At 66.5% G+C, this 15623-nt stretch carries 13 protein-coding genes; 4 read left to right on the forward strand and 9 right to left on the reverse strand.

All coding sequences use genetic code 11. The features are described 5' to 3' along the window. Window positions 1-7 precede the first annotated feature (7 nt). Complete coding sequence (locus tag RIB45_RS11790; RefSeq protein WP_350050473.1) at window positions 8-640, reverse strand: TRAP transporter small permease subunit; 633 nt, start codon at window positions 638-640, stop codon at window positions 8-10. A 103-nt stretch (window positions 641-743) separates the two neighbouring features. After that, window positions 744-1763 carry a C4-dicarboxylate TRAP transporter substrate-binding protein gene (locus tag RIB45_RS11795; RefSeq protein WP_350050474.1) on the reverse strand — a complete coding sequence of 340 codons (1020 nt, stop codon included), beginning with the start codon at window positions 1761-1763 and terminating at the stop codon, window positions 744-746. Window positions 1764-1952: 189 nt separating this feature from the next. On the opposite strand from RIB45_RS11795, the gene RIB45_RS11800 reads away from it, so the two are divergent. Beyond that, the gene (locus RIB45_RS11800; protein ID WP_350050475.1) at window positions 1953-4049 is read left to right on the forward strand and encodes a tetratricopeptide repeat protein; all 2097 of its coding nucleotides are present in this window, start codon (window positions 1953-1955) and stop codon (window positions 4047-4049) included. Here the strand turns inward: RIB45_RS11800 and hutH are convergent. The 3 genes from hutH to hutC form a co-directional block, all read right to left on the reverse strand. Continuing rightward, the gene (hutH, locus tag RIB45_RS11805; RefSeq protein ID WP_350050476.1) at window positions 4009-5538 is read right to left on the reverse strand and encodes a histidine ammonia-lyase; all 1530 of its coding nucleotides are present in this window, start codon (window positions 5536-5538) and stop codon (window positions 4009-4011) included. The two genes, RIB45_RS11800 and hutH, sit on opposite strands and share 41 nt — an antisense overlap. A 296-nt stretch (window positions 5539-5834) precedes the next feature. Further along, entirely contained in the window at window positions 5835-7505 is a 1671-nt protein-coding gene (gene hutU, locus RIB45_RS11810) for a urocanate hydratase (RefSeq protein WP_350050477.1), read from the reverse strand. 18 nt (window positions 7506-7523) lie between these two features. Further along, window positions 7524-8258, reverse strand: a complete 735-nt coding sequence (gene hutC / locus RIB45_RS11815) for a histidine utilization transcriptional repressor HutC (protein WP_350050478.1) — start codon at window positions 8256-8258, stop codon at window positions 7524-7526. Window positions 8259-8386: 128 nt separating this feature from the next. On the opposite strand from hutC, the gene RIB45_RS11820 reads away from it, so the two are divergent. Then, window positions 8387-9232, forward strand: a complete 846-nt coding sequence (locus RIB45_RS11820; RefSeq protein WP_350050479.1) for a fumarylacetoacetate hydrolase family protein — start codon at window positions 8387-8389, stop codon at window positions 9230-9232. A 133-nt stretch (window positions 9233-9365) separates the two neighbouring features. Here the strand turns inward: RIB45_RS11820 and RIB45_RS11825 are convergent, their stop codons facing one another. Beyond that, a complete protein-coding gene (locus RIB45_RS11825) occupies window positions 9366-9725 on the reverse strand; it encodes a hypothetical protein (RefSeq protein ID WP_350050480.1) in 360 nt (119 codons plus the stop codon). Window positions 9726-9907: 182 nt separating this feature from the next. On the opposite strand from RIB45_RS11825, the gene RIB45_RS11830 reads away from it, so the two are divergent. Next, window positions 9908-10666 carry a hypothetical protein gene (locus tag RIB45_RS11830; protein WP_350050481.1) on the forward strand — a complete coding sequence of 253 codons (759 nt, stop codon included), beginning with the start codon at window positions 9908-9910 and terminating at the stop codon, window positions 10664-10666. A 120-nt stretch (window positions 10667-10786) separates the two neighbouring features. Here the strand turns inward: RIB45_RS11830 and RIB45_RS11835 are convergent, their stop codons facing one another. The 3 genes from RIB45_RS11835 to RIB45_RS11845 all read right to left on the reverse strand — a co-directional run bounded on the left by RIB45_RS11835 (window position 10787) and on the right by RIB45_RS11845 (window position 14511). Beyond that, window positions 10787-11659 carry an IS1595 family transposase gene (locus RIB45_RS11835; RefSeq protein WP_350050482.1) on the reverse strand — a complete coding sequence of 291 codons (873 nt, stop codon included), beginning with the start codon at window positions 11657-11659 and terminating at the stop codon, window positions 10787-10789. Between the two features lie 129 nt (window positions 11660-11788). Then, window positions 11789-12934 (reverse strand): CaiB/BaiF CoA transferase family protein, encoded by a 1146-nt coding sequence (locus RIB45_RS11840; RefSeq protein WP_350050483.1) that lies wholly within the window; start codon window positions 12932-12934, stop codon window positions 11789-11791. Then, on the reverse strand, window positions 12931-14511 hold the full coding sequence (locus RIB45_RS11845; RefSeq protein ID WP_350050484.1) for a peptide chain release factor 3: 1581 nt from the start codon (window positions 14509-14511) through the stop codon (window positions 12931-12933). Before RIB45_RS11845 ends, RIB45_RS11840 begins: the two co-directional genes overlap by 4 nt. Window positions 14512-14683: 172 nt before the next feature. Here RIB45_RS11845 and RIB45_RS11850 point away from each other — a divergent pair, with 172 nt between their 5' ends. Then, window positions 14684-15589 carry a DMT family transporter gene (locus tag RIB45_RS11850; protein WP_350050485.1) on the forward strand — a complete coding sequence of 302 codons (906 nt, stop codon included), beginning with the start codon at window positions 14684-14686 and terminating at the stop codon, window positions 15587-15589. The last annotated feature ends 34 nt before the right edge of the window (window positions 15590-15623 follow it).

Below are 15623 nucleotides of genomic sequence, written 5' to 3' on the forward strand. Positions count from 1 at the left end.
GGCTTCCCTATTCATCGTGGCCGGAGACGTGGCCGGCCTCGCGCTTGGCCTGGGCGGCCGCGTCCTCGACCAGCGGCACGGCGACGGGTTCGTCGTCGCCGTGCGCGATCGCGCGGACATAGCCCCAGATCTGCACCAGCAGACGCAGGCACAGCACGGAAAAGGCGACCGGAGCCAAAAGCTTGGCGGGCCAGATCGGCAGCGCGATGTCCATCGAGCTGTCGCGACTCCACATCGGCGAGCCGAAATCGAAGCTGCGCTCGAAATGCGCCCAACTGCCCCAGACCAGCAGGATCATGACGATCAGGATCAGGACCACGCTGATCAATTCCGCGGTCCACAGCGCGCGTCCCTTCAGCGCGGTCACCACCATGTCCATGCGGATGTGGCCGCCGTCGCGCTGGGTGTAGGCGATGCCCATGAAGGCGATGAGCGGCAAGATCTGTTCGATCCAATCGACATAGCCGGGCAGGGGTTGGTTGAAGAAATTGCGCCCGCTGACCGAGACCACGGCGAGCGCCATCAGCGACAGCACCGCGAGGCCGCTCAACAGCGCGAGGAACTTCTCGAGCTTGTTGAGCTTCCGGTCGAGGCGGCTGAGAAGGCTGTCGTCCGTCAGGACCGTGCTGCCGATCGCCACGCGCGTTTCCCCCGTAACCGCCAGAACGTCGATAAGAAACAACCCCGCCGCCGCGCGCTTGTCGGCGCGCGGCGGCGGGGGCTTTTCAGCTCAGGTCAGTCGGTCACTCGAACTCGGCGATCTTCGCCTTGGCGAAGTCGTAGAGCTCCTCGGCCGGCAGGCCCGCGTCCGACATCTCCTTGACCCAGTCGGCGGCGGCCGGGCCGGCGACCTTGTTGCGGAAGGCGTCCAGCGCCTCGTCAGAGAAGGTGATCCGCTCGATCCCCCGCTCGTCCAGCGTCGGGCCCCACTTGCCCATCGTGTTGTTCTCGTAATTGTCGATGTAGTGGTCGAGCGCCTCGTCGATCGAGCCGAGCAGCGCCTCGCGGTGCGCGTCCGACAGCGCGTTCAACGCGTCAGTGTTGACCACGACCGGACAGTTCACCGTCCCCGGGTTCAGGTTCGTGGTCCACCAGTCGGCCTTCTCCACCGTGCCGAAGGCCATATGCGCGTGCGGGGCGAAGGCGACCGCCTTCACGACGCCGCTGTCCAGCGCCTGACGCACCTCGGACGCGGACATCGAGGTCGGGACGGCGCCGACGGCCTCCATCGCGGCGCCGATGCCGCCGGTCGCGCGGACCGACAGGCCCTCGAAATCGGCCAGCGTCGTCGGCGCGTCGCCCATGCCGATGATGTTGTACTGCGGCATCGGCGAGGGCATCAGCAGCGTCGCGTTCCAGCGGGCCAGATCCTCGACCACCGCCGGGTGGTCGTAGAGCGCCATCGAGACCTGACGCTCCTGCTCCAGAGAGGTGACGCCGAGGAACGGCAGTTCCAGCACCGTGATGCTGGGGTTCTTGTCGCGATGGTAGCCGGCGCAGAACTGCGCCATCTCAAAGGCGCCGATGGAGATGCCGTCGAGATTCTCGCGGCTGTTCGACAGGCCGCCGTAGGAGATGTTCAGCGTGAACTCGCCGTTGGTCTTGGCGGCCACCAGTTCGGCCAGCTTCTCGGTATTCTCGGTGAAGGCGCGCCGCTTGCCCCAAAGCGAGACGTTCCATTCCACAGCCTGGGCGACTTCCGCGCCGAGAAAGCTGAAGGCGAGGCCCGCCAGAACGGCCGTCTTGAAGGTCGATTTTTTCATGGATCGAGTCTCCTCCGTATCCCTGTTGCGATGTTCTTGGTTGGCCCGTTTATACGCGAGCCGACCGGGAAGTTGAACGTTTCTTATCGAAAAAATTTCACGACGGCCGGCCTGTGGACGCTTAGGCTTGCCGAAAGCCGGGCGAAGACGACGCCGTCGGGCGGGCGGAGAAAGGGGGCGCAGCAGCCTGTGAGCGAAGGGACGACGCATCGCGAGACGGCGCTGGAGGCCGCGCACCGACGCGCGGTCGCCGCGCTGCAGGACGGGCGCGCGGCGGAGGCCGCCGAAATCGCCGAAGCCGCGGAGTCCGGCCCGGCCGCCGCGAGCCGAACGGGGGCGGGGGGCGAAGCGGGGGCCGAGGCGAGTCGCGGAACCGCGGCCGAGCGCGTGGCGCTCGCCCATGTGCGCGCGGTCGCGTTGCAGCGCCTCGGCCGCGGGCGCGAGGCTGTGGAGCTGATGGCGGCGCTGACCGCCGAGCCGCCGGGGGCCGACGATCCGACGCTGCTCAACACCTACGGATATCTGCTGCGGTTGTCGGGCCTCAGGCAAGAGTCGCTGGCCGTCTTGGAGCGTGCGACGGCGCGCGCGCCGGGCCATCCCGAAGCGCTCAACAACCTCGCCATCACCCTGGTCGAGCTCGGTCGATTGGAGGCGGCGGAGGAGGCCTATCGCCGAGCGATCGCGGCGCGCGAGGGCTTCGCGGAGGCGCACGCCAATCTCGGCAATCTGCTGGCGCGACAGGGACGGCTAGACGCCGCGCTCGCGGAATATGACGCGGCGCTGGCGCTCAATCCAGGCTATATCGACGCCTACGCCAACAAGGCCGAAGCGCTCATGCGCGCGCCGGACGGGCCGCAGCGCGAGGAGGCGCTTGCCGTTCTGACCCAGGCCTTGGAGCGCGCGCCCGGCTGGGCCGAGGGCTGGCGTAAGCGCGCGGATCTGCTGCACGCGCTCGACCGCGCGGGCGAGGCCGTCGGCGCCTATGAGCGCGCGCTGGCGCTCGCTCCGGACGACGTCCGCGCCCATGTCAACATGGGCGCGGCCTTGGAGCGCAACGGCGATCCGGAGCGCGCGGCTGCGCATCTGCGCCAGGCGCTGCTGCTGGCGCCCGATACGATCGGCGCGCTTAAAGGGCTGGCGCACATGACGCTTAAGCTCGGCGCGCCGGTGGAGGCGCTCTCCCTGCTCAAGCAGGCGATGGCGCGCGCGCCCGCCGATCCCGACCTGCTTTACAGTTACGGCAACGCCCTGATGCGCTGCGAGCGCTATCAGGAGGCGGCCGACGCCTACGCCCGGGTGCGCGAATTGCAGCCCGACCATCCGCGCGGGCTCTTCGCGCCAGCCGCGCTTTTGCTGATGGACGGCCAGTACGAGCGCGGCTGGGCGGCCTACGAGAGCCGCTTTCGCATGAAAAGCTTCAAGGCGAACGTGCCGGACGTCCATCGCGGCCTTTGGAACGGCAAGCCGATCGGGGCGAAGCGCCTGTTGGTCCATGTCGAACAGGGGTTCGGCGACACGCTGCAATTCTGCCGCTATCTGCCGCTGCTGCGCGCCCGGGTCGGGGAGGAGGCCGAGATCACCTTCCTCACCGAGCCGGCGCTGCATCCGCTGATGGAGACGCTGCCAGGCGTCGACCGCGTCGTGCATTTGCAGATGCAGGACGTGTCGGTGGGCTATGACCTGCAGGTCCCCCTGCTGTCGCTGCCCCATCGCCTCGGCACGACGCTGGAGACCGTCCCGTCCGAGACTCCCTATCTCAGCGTCCCGAACGATCGCCGGCGCGCCCTGCCGAAGAGCGAGGGCGCGCGCCTTGCGGTCGTGATCGTCTGGGCCGGGCGGCCCAACCATTCGGACGACTGCTACCGATCGATCCCGCTTCATCGCCTCGCCCCGCTGTTCGAGGTGGAGGGCGTCGATTTCCACAGCGTCCAGCTCGGCCCGCGGCGCGAGGAGCTGGCCGCCTATCGCGACCGGCCGAACGTCTTCGATCATGGCGGCGAGATCGCCGACTTCGCCGATACGGCCGCGATCCTGCAGGCGGCGGATCTGACGATCAGCGTCGACACCTCGGTCGCGCATCTGGCCGGCGCGCTCGGCAGGCCGGTCTGGACCCTGATCGCCTTCGGCGGCGAATGGCGCTGGCTGCGGGGCCTGGAGACCACGCCCTGGTACCCGACCATGCGGCTTTTTCGGCAGCGCACGATCGGCGACTGGACCGGCGTCGTCGCCCGGGTCAGGGGCGCGCTCAGCCGCTTGGCAGAAGATCCGCCGGGAGAAACGCTCTGAACGCGCCGCTTTGCACAAGTTTTGTGATCGCCGCCAGGTCGGGGGCCCAGAAGCGATCCGCCTCGTAGGTCGGAACCCGCTCGCGGATCAGCGCCATCGCGCGCTTCAAGTCGGGCGAGGTCTCAAGCGGGCGGTGGAAGTCGATCGCCTGGGCGGCGGCCAGCAGTTCGACCGCCGCGACGCCGGCCGTATTCTCCGCAATGTCGCCGAGCCGACGCGCCGCAAAGGTCGCCATGGAGACGTGATCCTCCTGATTGGCGCTGGTCGGCAGGCTGTCGACGCTGGCCGGGTGGGCCAGCGTCTTGTTCTCGCTGGCGAGCGCCGCAGCCGTCACCTGGGCGATCATGAAGCCCGAATTGACCCCGCCGTCGCCGACCAGAAAGGCGGGCAGGCCGCTCAAGGCGGGATCCATAAGGAGCGCGGTGCGGCGCTCCGAGATGGCGCCCACCTCCGACAGCGCGATCGCCAGCACGTCGGCGGAAAGCGCGATCGGCTCTGCGTGAAAATTGCCGCCGGACAAGACATCGCCCGCGTCGGCGAAGACCAGGGGGTTGTCGGAAACGGCCGCGGCCTCGGTTTCGAAGGTCGATGCGGCGACGCGCAGATGATCCAGACACGCGCCCATCACCTGCGGTTGGCAACGCAGCGAGTACGGGTCCTGGACCCGGTCGCAATCCAGATGGCTTTCGCGAATGCGGCTGCCGCGCATCAGATCCTGATACAGGGCCGCCATCTCGGATTGCCCGCGATGGCCGCGCACGGCGTGGATGCGCGCATCGAACGGCGCGTCGGAGCCCTTGGCGGCGTCGACCGACAGCGCGCCTGCGACCGCCGCGGCGGCGAAGACGTCCTCGGCCGCGAACAGACCGACCAGCGCCAGCGCGGTCGAGACCTGCGTGCCGTTCAAGAGCGCCAACCCTTCCTTCGGCCCCAGCGTCAGCGGCGCGATTCCAGCCTCGGCCAGCCCTTCGGCCGCCGGCAGGGTCCGCCCGCCGCGGGTCACGTCGCCGACCCCGATCAGCGCGCAGGCCATGTGCGCCAGCGGCGCCAGATCGCCCGAGGCGCCGACCGACCCTTTCGCCGGGATCACCGGATAGGTCTCGGTCTCGATCAGGCGGACCAGCGCCGCGATGGTCTCCCAAGCGACGCCGGAATGACCGCGCGCCAGGCTGGCCGCCTTCAGCGCCAGGATCAGCCGCACCGTGCGCTCCGGCAGCGGCGCGCCCGTCCCCGTCGCATGGCTCATCACCAGATTGCTCTGCAAATCCAACAGCTTGTCGCGCGAAATTGACGTCTTAGCCAAACGGCCGAAGCCGGTATTGATGCCGTAGACGGTGCGCCCGTCCGCGATGATCTGCGCCACCGTCGCCTGCGCGGCGTCGACGCCAGGTTTCGAGGCGGGGTCGAGCGCGACCGGCGCGCCGTCGGCGATCGCCCGCCAGTCGGCCAGCGTCAGATCAGGGGTGAGAAGGCGGGGGGCGTCAGGCATGGTGGGAGCCTTTCGAGCGGAGATCGGGAGACGGATCAGCGGACCGGAACGATCTTGTCATCCCGGCAGGAGCGAAGCGGAGAGCCGGGATCTGGCGGCAGGCGAGCGCCCGTCGAGATCCCGGGTCGGCCGGCCGACCGCCCAGGATGACGCCTCGCCGTCAAGGCGCGCTCGGCGCCCCCGCGAAGGCGGGGGCCTCCATCGACCTGATCAGGCGTTTTCGCTTTGCGCGGCGAAAAAGGTCCCCGCCTTCGCGGGGACACCTGCCGGCGGCGGACGAACGGAAGCCGCATCCCTCACCCCTCCATCATCGGCAGAGTGAGTCCGTACTCTCGGGCGCAGTCCTGCGCGATCTCGTAGCCGGCGTCGGCGTGTCGCATGACGCCGGTGGCGGGATCGTTCCACAGCACCCGTTCAAGGCGTCGATCCGCGTCTTCGGTCCCGTCGCACACGATCACCATGCCGCTGTGCTGTGAGTAGCCCATGCCGACGCCGCCGCCGTGGTGCAACGACACCCAGGTCGCGCCGGACGCGCAGTTGAGCAGCGCGTTCAGAAGCGGCCAATCGCTGACCGCGTCGGAGCCGTCGAGCATCGCCTCCGTCTCCCGGTTTGGCGAGGCGACGGAGCCGCTGTCGAGATGGTCGCGCCCGATCACGACGGGGGCCTTCAGCGCGCCCGTGCGCACCATCTCGTTGAAGGCGAGGCCGAGCCGGTGGCGCTGACCTAAGCCCACCCAGCAGATCCGCGCCGGCAGCCCTTGGAAGGAGATCCGCTCGCGCGCCATGTCGAGCCAATTGTGCAGGTGCGGGTCGTCGGGGATCAGCTCCTTCACCTTGGCGTCGGTCTTGTAGATGTCCTCCGGATCGCCGGAGAGCGCGGCCCAGCGGAACGGCCCGATCCCGCGGCAGAACAGCGGGCGGATATAGGCCGGCACGAAGCCGGGGAAGTCGAAGGCGTGGGCCAGCCCCTCGTCCTGCGCCATCTGTCGGATGTTGTTGCCGTAGTCGAGGGTCGGGACGCCCGCCTTGTGGAAGTCCAGCATCGCCTGGACGTGATCGACCATCGAGCGTTTGGCCGCCTTGACCGTCGCCTTAGGGTCGCTGTCGCGCTTGGCGGCCCATTCCTCCAGCGTCCAGCCGGCCGGCAGGTAGCCGTTCAGCGGGTCGTGCGCGCTGGTCTGGTCGGTGACGACGTCCGGACGGACGCCGCGGCGCACGAGCTCCGGAAAGATCTCGGCCGCATTGCCCAAAAGACCGACCGAGATCGCCTCGCGCTTTGCGGTCGCCTCCTCGATCATCGAGAGCGCCTCGTCCAGACTTTGCGCCTTGCGGTCGAGGTAACGGGTCTTGAGGCGCATGTCGATCCGGCTCGGCCGGCATTCGACGGCGAGCACCGAGGCGCCCGCCATCGTCCCGGCCAGCGGCTGCGCGCCGCCCATGCCGCCGAGGCCTGCGGTCAGAATCCATTTGCCCGCAAGGCTCCCGTCATAGTGTCGGCGGCCGACCTCCACGAAGGTCTCGTAGGTGCCCTGCACGATCCCCTGGCTGCCGATGTAGATCCAGCTGCCGGCCGTCATCTGGCCGTACATCATCAACCCTTTGCGATCTAGCTCCCCGAAATGCTCCCAATCAGCCCATTTCGGCACCAGGTTGGAGTTCGCGATCAGGACGCGCGGCGCGTCCTTGTGGGTGGTGAAGACGCCGACCGGCTTGCCGGACTGGATCAGCAGGGTCTGGCGCTCCTCCAGCCCGCGCAGCGCCTCGACGATCCGGTCGTAGCAGGCCCAGTTGCGGGCCGCCCGGCCGATGCCGCCGTAGACGACCAGCTCCTCCGGGCGCTCCGCCACCTCGGCGTCAAGATTGTTCATCAGCATGCGCAACGGGGCTTCGGCGAGCCAGCTCTTGCAGCTGAGCTCCGTCCCATGCGGGGCGGCGATGCGGCGGCTGTTGTCGATCCTCTCGCTCATGGAGAACTCCTCAGAAAGCTAAAGCGGGGCGGCGTCGCCGACGGGCGGCCGGCCGGCGGTCAGGCGGTAACGATCTGCGGGATGGGTCAGACGGGCGAGGCTGGCGACGGCCCCGCCGGTCCAAGTGCGCCGCCAGGCGATCAGGCACGGCGCGCCAGGGGCTATGGCCAGACGTTCGGCGGTCTGCGCGTCCGCGCCGCCCGCCTCCACGACATGCTCGACCGCGCTCGCCGGGGCGCAGGCGGTTAGGTAGGCGTTGGGCGTGCGGCGGGTGAAGTCTTGGGTCAGATAATCCGGGGCCGACGCCGGGTTGACGAGGCGATCCTCCAACTGGATCGGCGTTCCGTCCTCGCGATGGACCAGGATCGAATGGAACGCCTCTGCGCCGCGCTCCAGGCGCATTCGCGCGGCCTCGTCCGCCGACAGCCGCGTGCGCGCAAGCCGCAGAACGTCGGCGCTGTGGCGTCGCCGACGCCCGGCGATCTCGTCGGCGATGTTATGCAGCGTCAGCAGGTCGCTCGCGCTCTTCGGCTCGGCGACGAAGCTGCCGGCGCCCTGGATTCGGGTGATCACGCCTTCGTCGGCAAGCTCCCGCAACGCCCGGTTGACGGTCATCCGGCTGGCGCCCGTCTGCTCCACCAGCGCGCGCTCGGTAGGCGCGCGGTCGCCGGGAGACAGGTCGCCCGCCGCGATCCGGTCCATCAGCCGGCGTTTGACCTGCAGATAAAGGGGTAGGGCGTCGCTTTCGGCCATCGGGCGCTCCCGTTCGACAAATTTGTATATACAAATTTCCGACGTTGGACGCAAGACTTCCCCATTGCACGACCGTTCGTTGCGGCTACCATCGCCGATCAAGAGACCAAGGAGCGGGGGACGCCGTCATGAAATTCGTGCGCTACGGCCAGATCGGCGCGGAGAAACCGGGATTTGTCGACGCCGACGGGGCGATCCGCGATCTCTCGAGCGAGATCGCCGACTTAGCCGGCGAAGCGCTGGATCCGACAAAGCTCGACGCGCTCGCCGCCCGCGATCCGGCGGACTTCCCCCTGGTGGACGGCAAGCCGCGCCTCGGCCCGCCGATCGACGGCGTTGGCAAGTTCATCTGTATCGGCCTCAACTATCGCGATCACGCGGAAGAAGTGGGGGCCGAGGCCCCGAAAGAGCCGGTGGTGTTCATGAAGGCGACGAGCGCCATCGTCGGCCCGCGCGACGAGATCGTGCTGCCGCGTGATTCGGAGACCACGGATTGGGAGGTCGAGCTCGCCGCCGTCATCGGCCGCAAGGCGAAATACGTCGCCAAGGAGGACGCGCTCTCCCACGTCGCCGGCTATTGTTGCGCCATCGACGTCTCGGAACGCACCTATCAAAACGAACGCGGCGGCCAGTGGACCAAGGGTAAGAGCGCGGACAGCTTCGGACCGCTGGGGCCTTGGCTCGTTCCGGCTTCGAAGGTCAAGGACCCGCAGCAGTTGGGGCTATGGCTCGAAGTCGACGGCGATCGCAAGCAGTTCGGCTCGACCGAACTGATGATCTTCGGCGTGGCGGAGCTGGTCTCCTACCTCTCGCAGTTCATGACGCTGCAGCCGGGCGACGTGATCGCCACCGGAACGCCCGCCGGCGTCGGACACGGCATGAACCCGCGGCAATATCTGCGCGCCGGCAACAAGGTCCAATGCGGCGTCGACGGGCTGGGCGAACAGCATCATTTCGTGACGGTGGACGCTTAAGGCCGGCGCGCGCGCTGAGATGGCCGGGTCGCGCCCGGCCATGGCGAGACCCTTTATGATTGGCGTGTATCCCCTGGAAGCAGGTGCGACCCGCGTCATGCCTGTATGACTCGCAACACGGCAGACGGCATGCTTAATTCGGCGAATGCCGATTCCCTTCGAGATAGCGGATCATATCTTTCGCGCGCCCAAGCGGTTGCTTAAGCCGCTTCGTTGGGAAGCGGTCGCCGTTAAGAGGGGCAACGAGCAGCGCAAAAGGCTTGAATGCCGCGTCGAGGTCGATGGCGGTGTGCCGCGTGGCGTATTTTTCCGGATGACCGTTTATCCCCGGTCGCTCACGCGAATGACTTTTCAGCTTGAATGTGACCTCCCGACTGGGAGGCAACACCTGGCGCTGTACCGATTGGAGATGAACCCCCTCAAGCCCCATGGGAACAAACCCTATGGTTCCGACGACATTAATGGGCTGTTCATCGACGCCGGACAAACGCATGAGCACGTCTTTTACGATAGTCTAAAGGCTGGTAACGAGTTGCGTTCCAACGCGTGTGAACAGGCTCGCCTTGTGAGCCCGGAACCTACAGATTTTGCTACCGGGCTTGCGCTCGTTTGTAGTAGAATCAATATCATAAATGGGTCCGCTGTGCCGGGTCCGGGAGATCAAGGCGCCTTGCTATGATGCTGACTAAAGAGGCAGAAAGCGCGCGAGAGAGGATCGCAAATGCGTTGTCGCGTGTTGCTCGGATGCGCGACGATGGTGGCCGTGTGCTGGTTGACCTCCCGATCATGTACCCAAGCGGAGCCATGGTCGTTGTCGAGGTGGAAATAAATCGCGGTAAGTGTTTCGTCTCTGACATGGGAAGCGGCCTCGTTGAGGCGGAATTTGCGGCTGCGGAAAGTTTCTACGCTCCAGCCGCGAAAGAGGCCGCAGAAGATTTCTCAGTGTCTTTTGATGGTCATTCAATGTTTGCCTTGTGGGTTCCTGAAACAGCGACGGAGTCCGCTATTATCTGTGTTGCAAACGCGTCGTGCAAAGCAGCAGCGGAAGCTGTTCGGCGCGCAGCTGAAGCAAAAAGCAAGCATCGAAACGAACAAATTTTTGAGCGGATAAGCACCGTGTTCGGCCCCAAGAATGTTGCTAAAGAGGCCGAGGTTACAGGGCGTCATGCCAAGTGGAACGCACACAATGTGATCGCGTTGCCGAAAGGTGGTAGAGCTGTCTTTGAGTTTATGTCAAAAAGCCCCGTCTCCGTATCAAGCAAGTTCTTGATGTTTACGGACATCCGAGAAGCGAATCCATCCTTCTCCCTGAACGCGGTTGTCAAAAGCATAGATACGCTGGACGACAAGGCCCAGATGGTCGGGGACGTGGCAAATATCGTCTCTCTGAACGCTTCAGACGAAGACTTCATTCGCTACGCGAGGGCTGCATGACGTTGCCATTATCGAAAGCGCGAGACCAAGGACGTATGGAAGAATTCATCGCCCAAGAGGAGGCGCGCGGAGTCGGCACGGCCGACCCCGCTGAATTGGAGCGCTTGCTGGCTGAGGCCGCTAAACCCGCGAAATCAGCAGGTCAAACATCGCGTTCTGCTGATCCCGATGGTTCGCCCGGAAAGTGAACTCATTCAGGTAGCGCTGCATATACTTCGATGAAATCGAGGTGTGGGTAGAGCGCACGGCCCGCTTGAACAGCCCCCAGAATTGCTCAACCGTGTTTGTATGGTGCTGCGCATCGGTGCGGTAATCGTAGTGCGACCATTCCTTGGCGCCGTGCTTCACCGCACGGTGCCTGTACCCATCGCCCTTGAGTAAGCCGTAACTCATAAGCTCGTCGGTCGAGACGGTCGCGCCGTTATCGACGTTACGCAGCGTCACGGCCCGCAGGGTAGCCTTGCGGATATCGGGAATGACCTCAGTAACCATGCGCCCATTGCGCTCGACCATGCCCATGACAATGGTCTTTCCCGCAGCGCCGCGCCCACGTTTACCGGGACGCTTGCCGCCGATATAGGCTTCGTCCATTTCAACGTGCCCTTGGAGCATCGCGAAGCCGTCCGCACTCTCCATAAGCTTGCGGATCTGCTGCCCCATGCGCCAGGCCGTCTTATAGGTCACGCCAAGCTGGCGTTGCAGTTCCTTGCCCGACACGCCGTGGCGCGTCACGACAAACAGAAAGATCGCATAGTACCAGAGCTGGAGCGGCGTACGGCTGTCTTGGAAGACGGTACCCGCGCAGGGGTAAACGTGATTGCCGCAGTGAGCGCAGGAATACGCCTTGCGATTGGCCAGCTTGTGATAGGTGCTTTCGGTCCCACACGCGCCGCAGACGTGACGCACGCCATAGCGAACCTCCATCACGTGATGCAGGCAGGCGTCGTCGTCAGGGAAGCGGTTAAAGAAGTCACGAACAGTAAGCTTGGCCATTGGTCATCTCCGTTGATGACCTAAATATATGCTCACAGCTTACGTGCGTCAAGGGGATGCACACCTTATGATTTGCATGGCGTTATCGTCATCCCCGGCCTTGACTTGGGGATCTCAGCGAGGGGCGCGCTACTCTCCGAACTCCAGCCGCAACGCCTTGGTGTGCTCGCCCAGGCCAGGCACGCGGCCGAAGGCCTCCGCCTGCCCGTCCCAGGCGGCCGGGGGAGCGACGAGGTTGATCGCTTCGCCCGACGGCAGGGTTGCGGGCCGGCGGCGCAGCTGCGGATGCGCGATCAGCGCCGCCGTGTCGTTCAATAGACCGTAGGCGATCCCCGCCGTCTTAAGGCGCGCGGCCAGCGTCGCGCTGTCCTGGGTCGCGAAGACGGCGGCGACGGCGCCGTCCAGCGCCGCGCGGTTGTCGATGCGCGCGCTGTTGTCGGCAAAACGCGGATCGTCCGCCATCTCCGGACGTTCCAGCACATGGGCGCACAGACGCCGCCACTCCCGCTCGTTCTGGATCGAGATCAGCACGGGCCGGCCGTCGGCCGCAGGGAAGGCGCCGTAGGGCGCGATCGTCGGGTGGGCGAGGCCGACGCGCTTCGGCGCCTTTGCGCCGTACTGCGTCTGCAGGAGCGGCACCGTCATCCAATCCGCCATGGCGGCGAACAGGCTGACCTTAATCGCGCGGCCTTCGCCGGTGCGCCCGCGCTGGATCAAGGCTTCCAGCACCGCTTGATAGGCGTACATGCCGCAGGCGACGTCGCAGACGCTGACCCCGACGCGCCCGGGCTCGTCGGGCGTGCCGGTGATGGCGCACAGGCCCGACTCCGCCTGGATCAGCAGGTCGTAGGCCTTCATGTCGCGATAGGGGCCGTCCTCGCCGTAGCCGGAGATGTCGACGCAGATCAGCTCCCGGCGCGCCGCGCGCAGGTCGGCCGAGCCCAGGCCCGCGCGCGCCGCCGCCCCGGGGGCTAGGTTCTGGATGAAGACGTCCGCCTTGGCGATCATCGCCTTGAGAAAGGCGAGGTCGTCCGGATCCTTGATGTCGACGACGGCCGATTCCTTGCCGCGGTTCAGCCAGACGAAATAGGCGCTCTCGCCCTTCGCCAGCCGGTCGTAGCCGCGCGCGAAGTCGCCCTCCGGCCGCTCGATCTTGACGACCCGCGCGCCGGCGTCGGCCAACTTGCACGCGCAGTAGGGCGCGGCCACCGCCTGCTCCAGGGAGACGACGAAGAGGCCCGCCAGCGGGCCGTCGCCTCCGGGGGCGGCGCTCACGCCCGCTCCTTCGTCTTGGTGAAGCGGATGTCCGGATTGACCTGCTGCTGGTGGTTCAATTCCCACATATTCCGCGCCAGAAACACCGGATTGCCGTCCCGGTCATGCGCCATGGCGGAACGGATGGACCCCTCGAACTTATCGAGCGTCTTCTTGTCGTCGGCCGCGACCCAACGCGCGGTCTCGTAAGGCGCGGGCTCGAGGGCGACCTTGATGTTGTATTCCGCCTCGATCCGCGCGGCGAGGACGTCGAGCTGCAGCTGGCCGACGACGCCGACGATCCAGTTGGCGCCCAGCTCCGGCTTGAAGACCTGGGTGACGCCTTCCTCGGCCAGGCTTTCCAGCGCGCGCTGCAGATGCTTGCCCTTCATCGGGTCGTCGAGGCGCACGCGGCGCAGGATTTCGGGCGCGAAGTCGGGAATGCCGGTGAAGCGCAGATCGTCCGCCTCGCTCAACGTGTCGCCGACGCGCAAGGTGCCGTGGTTCGGCACGCCGATGATGTCGCCGGGGAAAGCCTCCTCGGCGAGCTCCCGGTCCTGGGCGAAGAACAGGATCGGGTTGTAGATCGCCATCGGTTTGCCGGAGCGCACGTGTTTCAGCTTCATCCCCCGCTTGAAGCGGCCCGAGACCAGCCGCACGAAGGCGATCCGGTCGCGATGGTTCGGGTCCATGTTGGCCTGCACCTTGAAGACGAAGCCGGTGACCTTCTCCTCCAGCGGGTCGACCGTGCGCGTATCGGCCTCCTGGCGGCGCGGCGGGGGTGCGTAGTCCTGCAGCGCGTCGAGCACCTGGCCGACCCCGAAATCGCGCAGCGCGCTGCCGAAGAAGACCGGCGTCATATGGCCGGCGCGATAAGCCTCCACGTCGAAATCCGGGCACGCTTCGCGCGCCAGTTCCGCCTCCTCGCGCAGGCGGTCCAGCAGGCGCTCGGGGACGTGCTCGGCGATCTTGGGATCGTCCAGCCCGTTCACCTCGACCGATTCCGTGCGATCGTCGCCGATCAGAAGCAGCCGGTCGCGCACGAGATCGTAACAGCCCATGAAGTCCTGCCCGACGCCGATCGGCCAGGTCAGCGGCGTGACGTCGAGCTGCAGTTCCTCGGCGATCTGGTCCATCAGTTCGAAGGGGTCGCGGGTCTCGCGGTCCATCTTGTTGATGAAGGTCGTGATCGGCACGTCGCGCAGGCGGCACACCTCGAACAGCTTCCGCGTCTGGGGCTCGATGCCCTTGGCGCCGTCGATCACCATGATGGCGCTGTCGACGGCCGTGAGCGTGCGGTACGTGTCTTCCGAGAAGTCCTCGTGACCCGGCGTGTCCAGCAGATTGTAGTGAACGCCGCCGCGGATGAAGTGCATGACCGACGTGGTGACCGAGATGCCGCGCTGCTGCTCGATCTTCATCCAGTCGGAGCGCGCGCGCCGTCGCTCGCCCTTCGCCTTCACCTCGCCGGCCAGATGGATCGCGCCGCCGCGCAGCAGCAGTTTCTCCGTCAGCGTGGTCTTGCCGGCGTCCGGGTGCGAGATGATCGCGAAGGTGCGGCGGTTGAGCGCCGCTTCCTGAAACGTACCGTCGGGCACGGGGCGTGCTCCTTGTCTCCAGAGGTCCGCCGGTTCTAATCCCGCGCGGGCGCGGCTTCAAGGCGGGGAAGCGGGGAGGAGAGGCGGGGGCGCGCACATGTTCCGCGCGCGCTCGGCTGTTTCGCCGCAATCCAGATTGCCGCGCGGGCGCCCATCGGCTAAGCGGCGGGGCATGAGACGCGCGCCGCAACAGGACAATCCCACGCTGGGCATCACGTTGGTGGTGACCGCTATGCTGATCTTCGCGACCCAGGACGCGATCACCAAACACCTGGCCCAGAGCTACGCGCCGGCGCAGATCCTGTGGGTGCGCTTCGTCTTCTACGCCGCCTTCGCGTTGCTTTTTTCCATGCGCAAGAAGCCCTTGCGTCAGTGCTTCAAGAGCGAAGCGCCCAAGCTGCAGATCCTCCGATCGCTGCTGATCCTGGCCGAGATCGGCTTCTTCATCGTCGCGATACGCGTCCTGTCGCTGGCCGAAATCCACTCGCTGATGGCGACCTTTCCGCTGATGGTGACCGCGATCGCCGCCGTCTTCCTGCGGGAGGCGGTCGGGATTCGGCGCTGGGCGGCTGTGCTGGTCGGCTTCGTCGGCGTGCTGATCATCCTGCGGCCGGGCTTGGAGGCGCTGAAGCCCGGCGCGCTGGTGGCGTTGTTCACCGCCTTCCTGTTCGCCGGCTACAACGTGATGACCCGGGTCGTCGCGCGCTATGACGACAGCGAGACCTCGCTGGTCTATATGGCGGTGATCGGGGCTGTGGTGATGACCGCGATCGGGCCCTTCTTCTGGACGCCCCCGACGCTGGTTGACTGGGGTTGGCTGTTGCTGCTGAGCTGTACGGCCGCCACCGGGCATATGCTGTTGATCCAGGCGCTTGAGGCGGCGCCGGCCTCGGTCCTTCAGCCGTTCAATTACACCATGCTCGTCTTCGCGACGGGGATCGGCTACCTGGTCTTCGACGATCTGCCGGACCTGTGGACCGTCGTCGGGGCCGGCGTCGTGGTCGCCAGCGGCCTCTACACCATCTATCGCGAACGCGTGCGCGGCGCGAAACGCCCGCCGCCGGATCTGCGCACGTAGGCCCCGTCGCTTCCCCGTACGCCCCGTACGCGAT

The organism is Marivibrio sp., assembly GCF_040218065.1.
In the GTDB taxonomy this organism is placed as follows: domain Bacteria; phylum Pseudomonadota; class Alphaproteobacteria; order UBA8366; family Aestuariispiraceae; genus Marivibrio.

Coding starts and splice junctions, on each gene's coding strand:
- RIB45_RS11795 (WP_350050474.1), bottom strand. CDS start 1,763: ATGAAAAAATCGACCTTCAAGACGGCCGTTCTGGCGGGCCTCGCCTTC.
- hutH (WP_350050476.1), bottom strand. CDS start 5,538: ATGCCTGACGCCCCCCGCCTTCTCACCCCTGATCTGACGCTGGCCGAC.
- hutU (WP_350050477.1), bottom strand. CDS start 7,505: ATGAGCGAGAGGATCGACAACAGCCGCCGCATCGCCGCCCCGCATGGG.
- hutC (WP_350050478.1), bottom strand. CDS start 8,258: ATGGCCGAAAGCGACGCCCTACCCCTTTATCTGCAGGTCAAACGCCGG.
- RIB45_RS11820 (WP_350050479.1), top strand. CDS start 8,387: ATGAAATTCGTGCGCTACGGCCAGATCGGCGCGGAGAAACCGGGATTT.
- RIB45_RS11825 (WP_350050480.1), bottom strand. CDS start 9,725: ATGCGTTTGTCCGGCGTCGATGAACAGCCCATTAATGTCGTCGGAACC.
- RIB45_RS11830 (WP_350050481.1), top strand. CDS start 9,908: ATGATGCTGACTAAAGAGGCAGAAAGCGCGCGAGAGAGGATCGCAAAT.
- RIB45_RS11835 (WP_350050482.1), bottom strand. CDS start 11,659: ATGGCCAAGCTTACTGTTCGTGACTTCTTTAACCGCTTCCCTGACGAC.
- RIB45_RS11850 (WP_350050485.1), top strand. CDS start 14,684: ATGAGACGCGCGCCGCAACAGGACAATCCCACGCTGGGCATCACGTTG.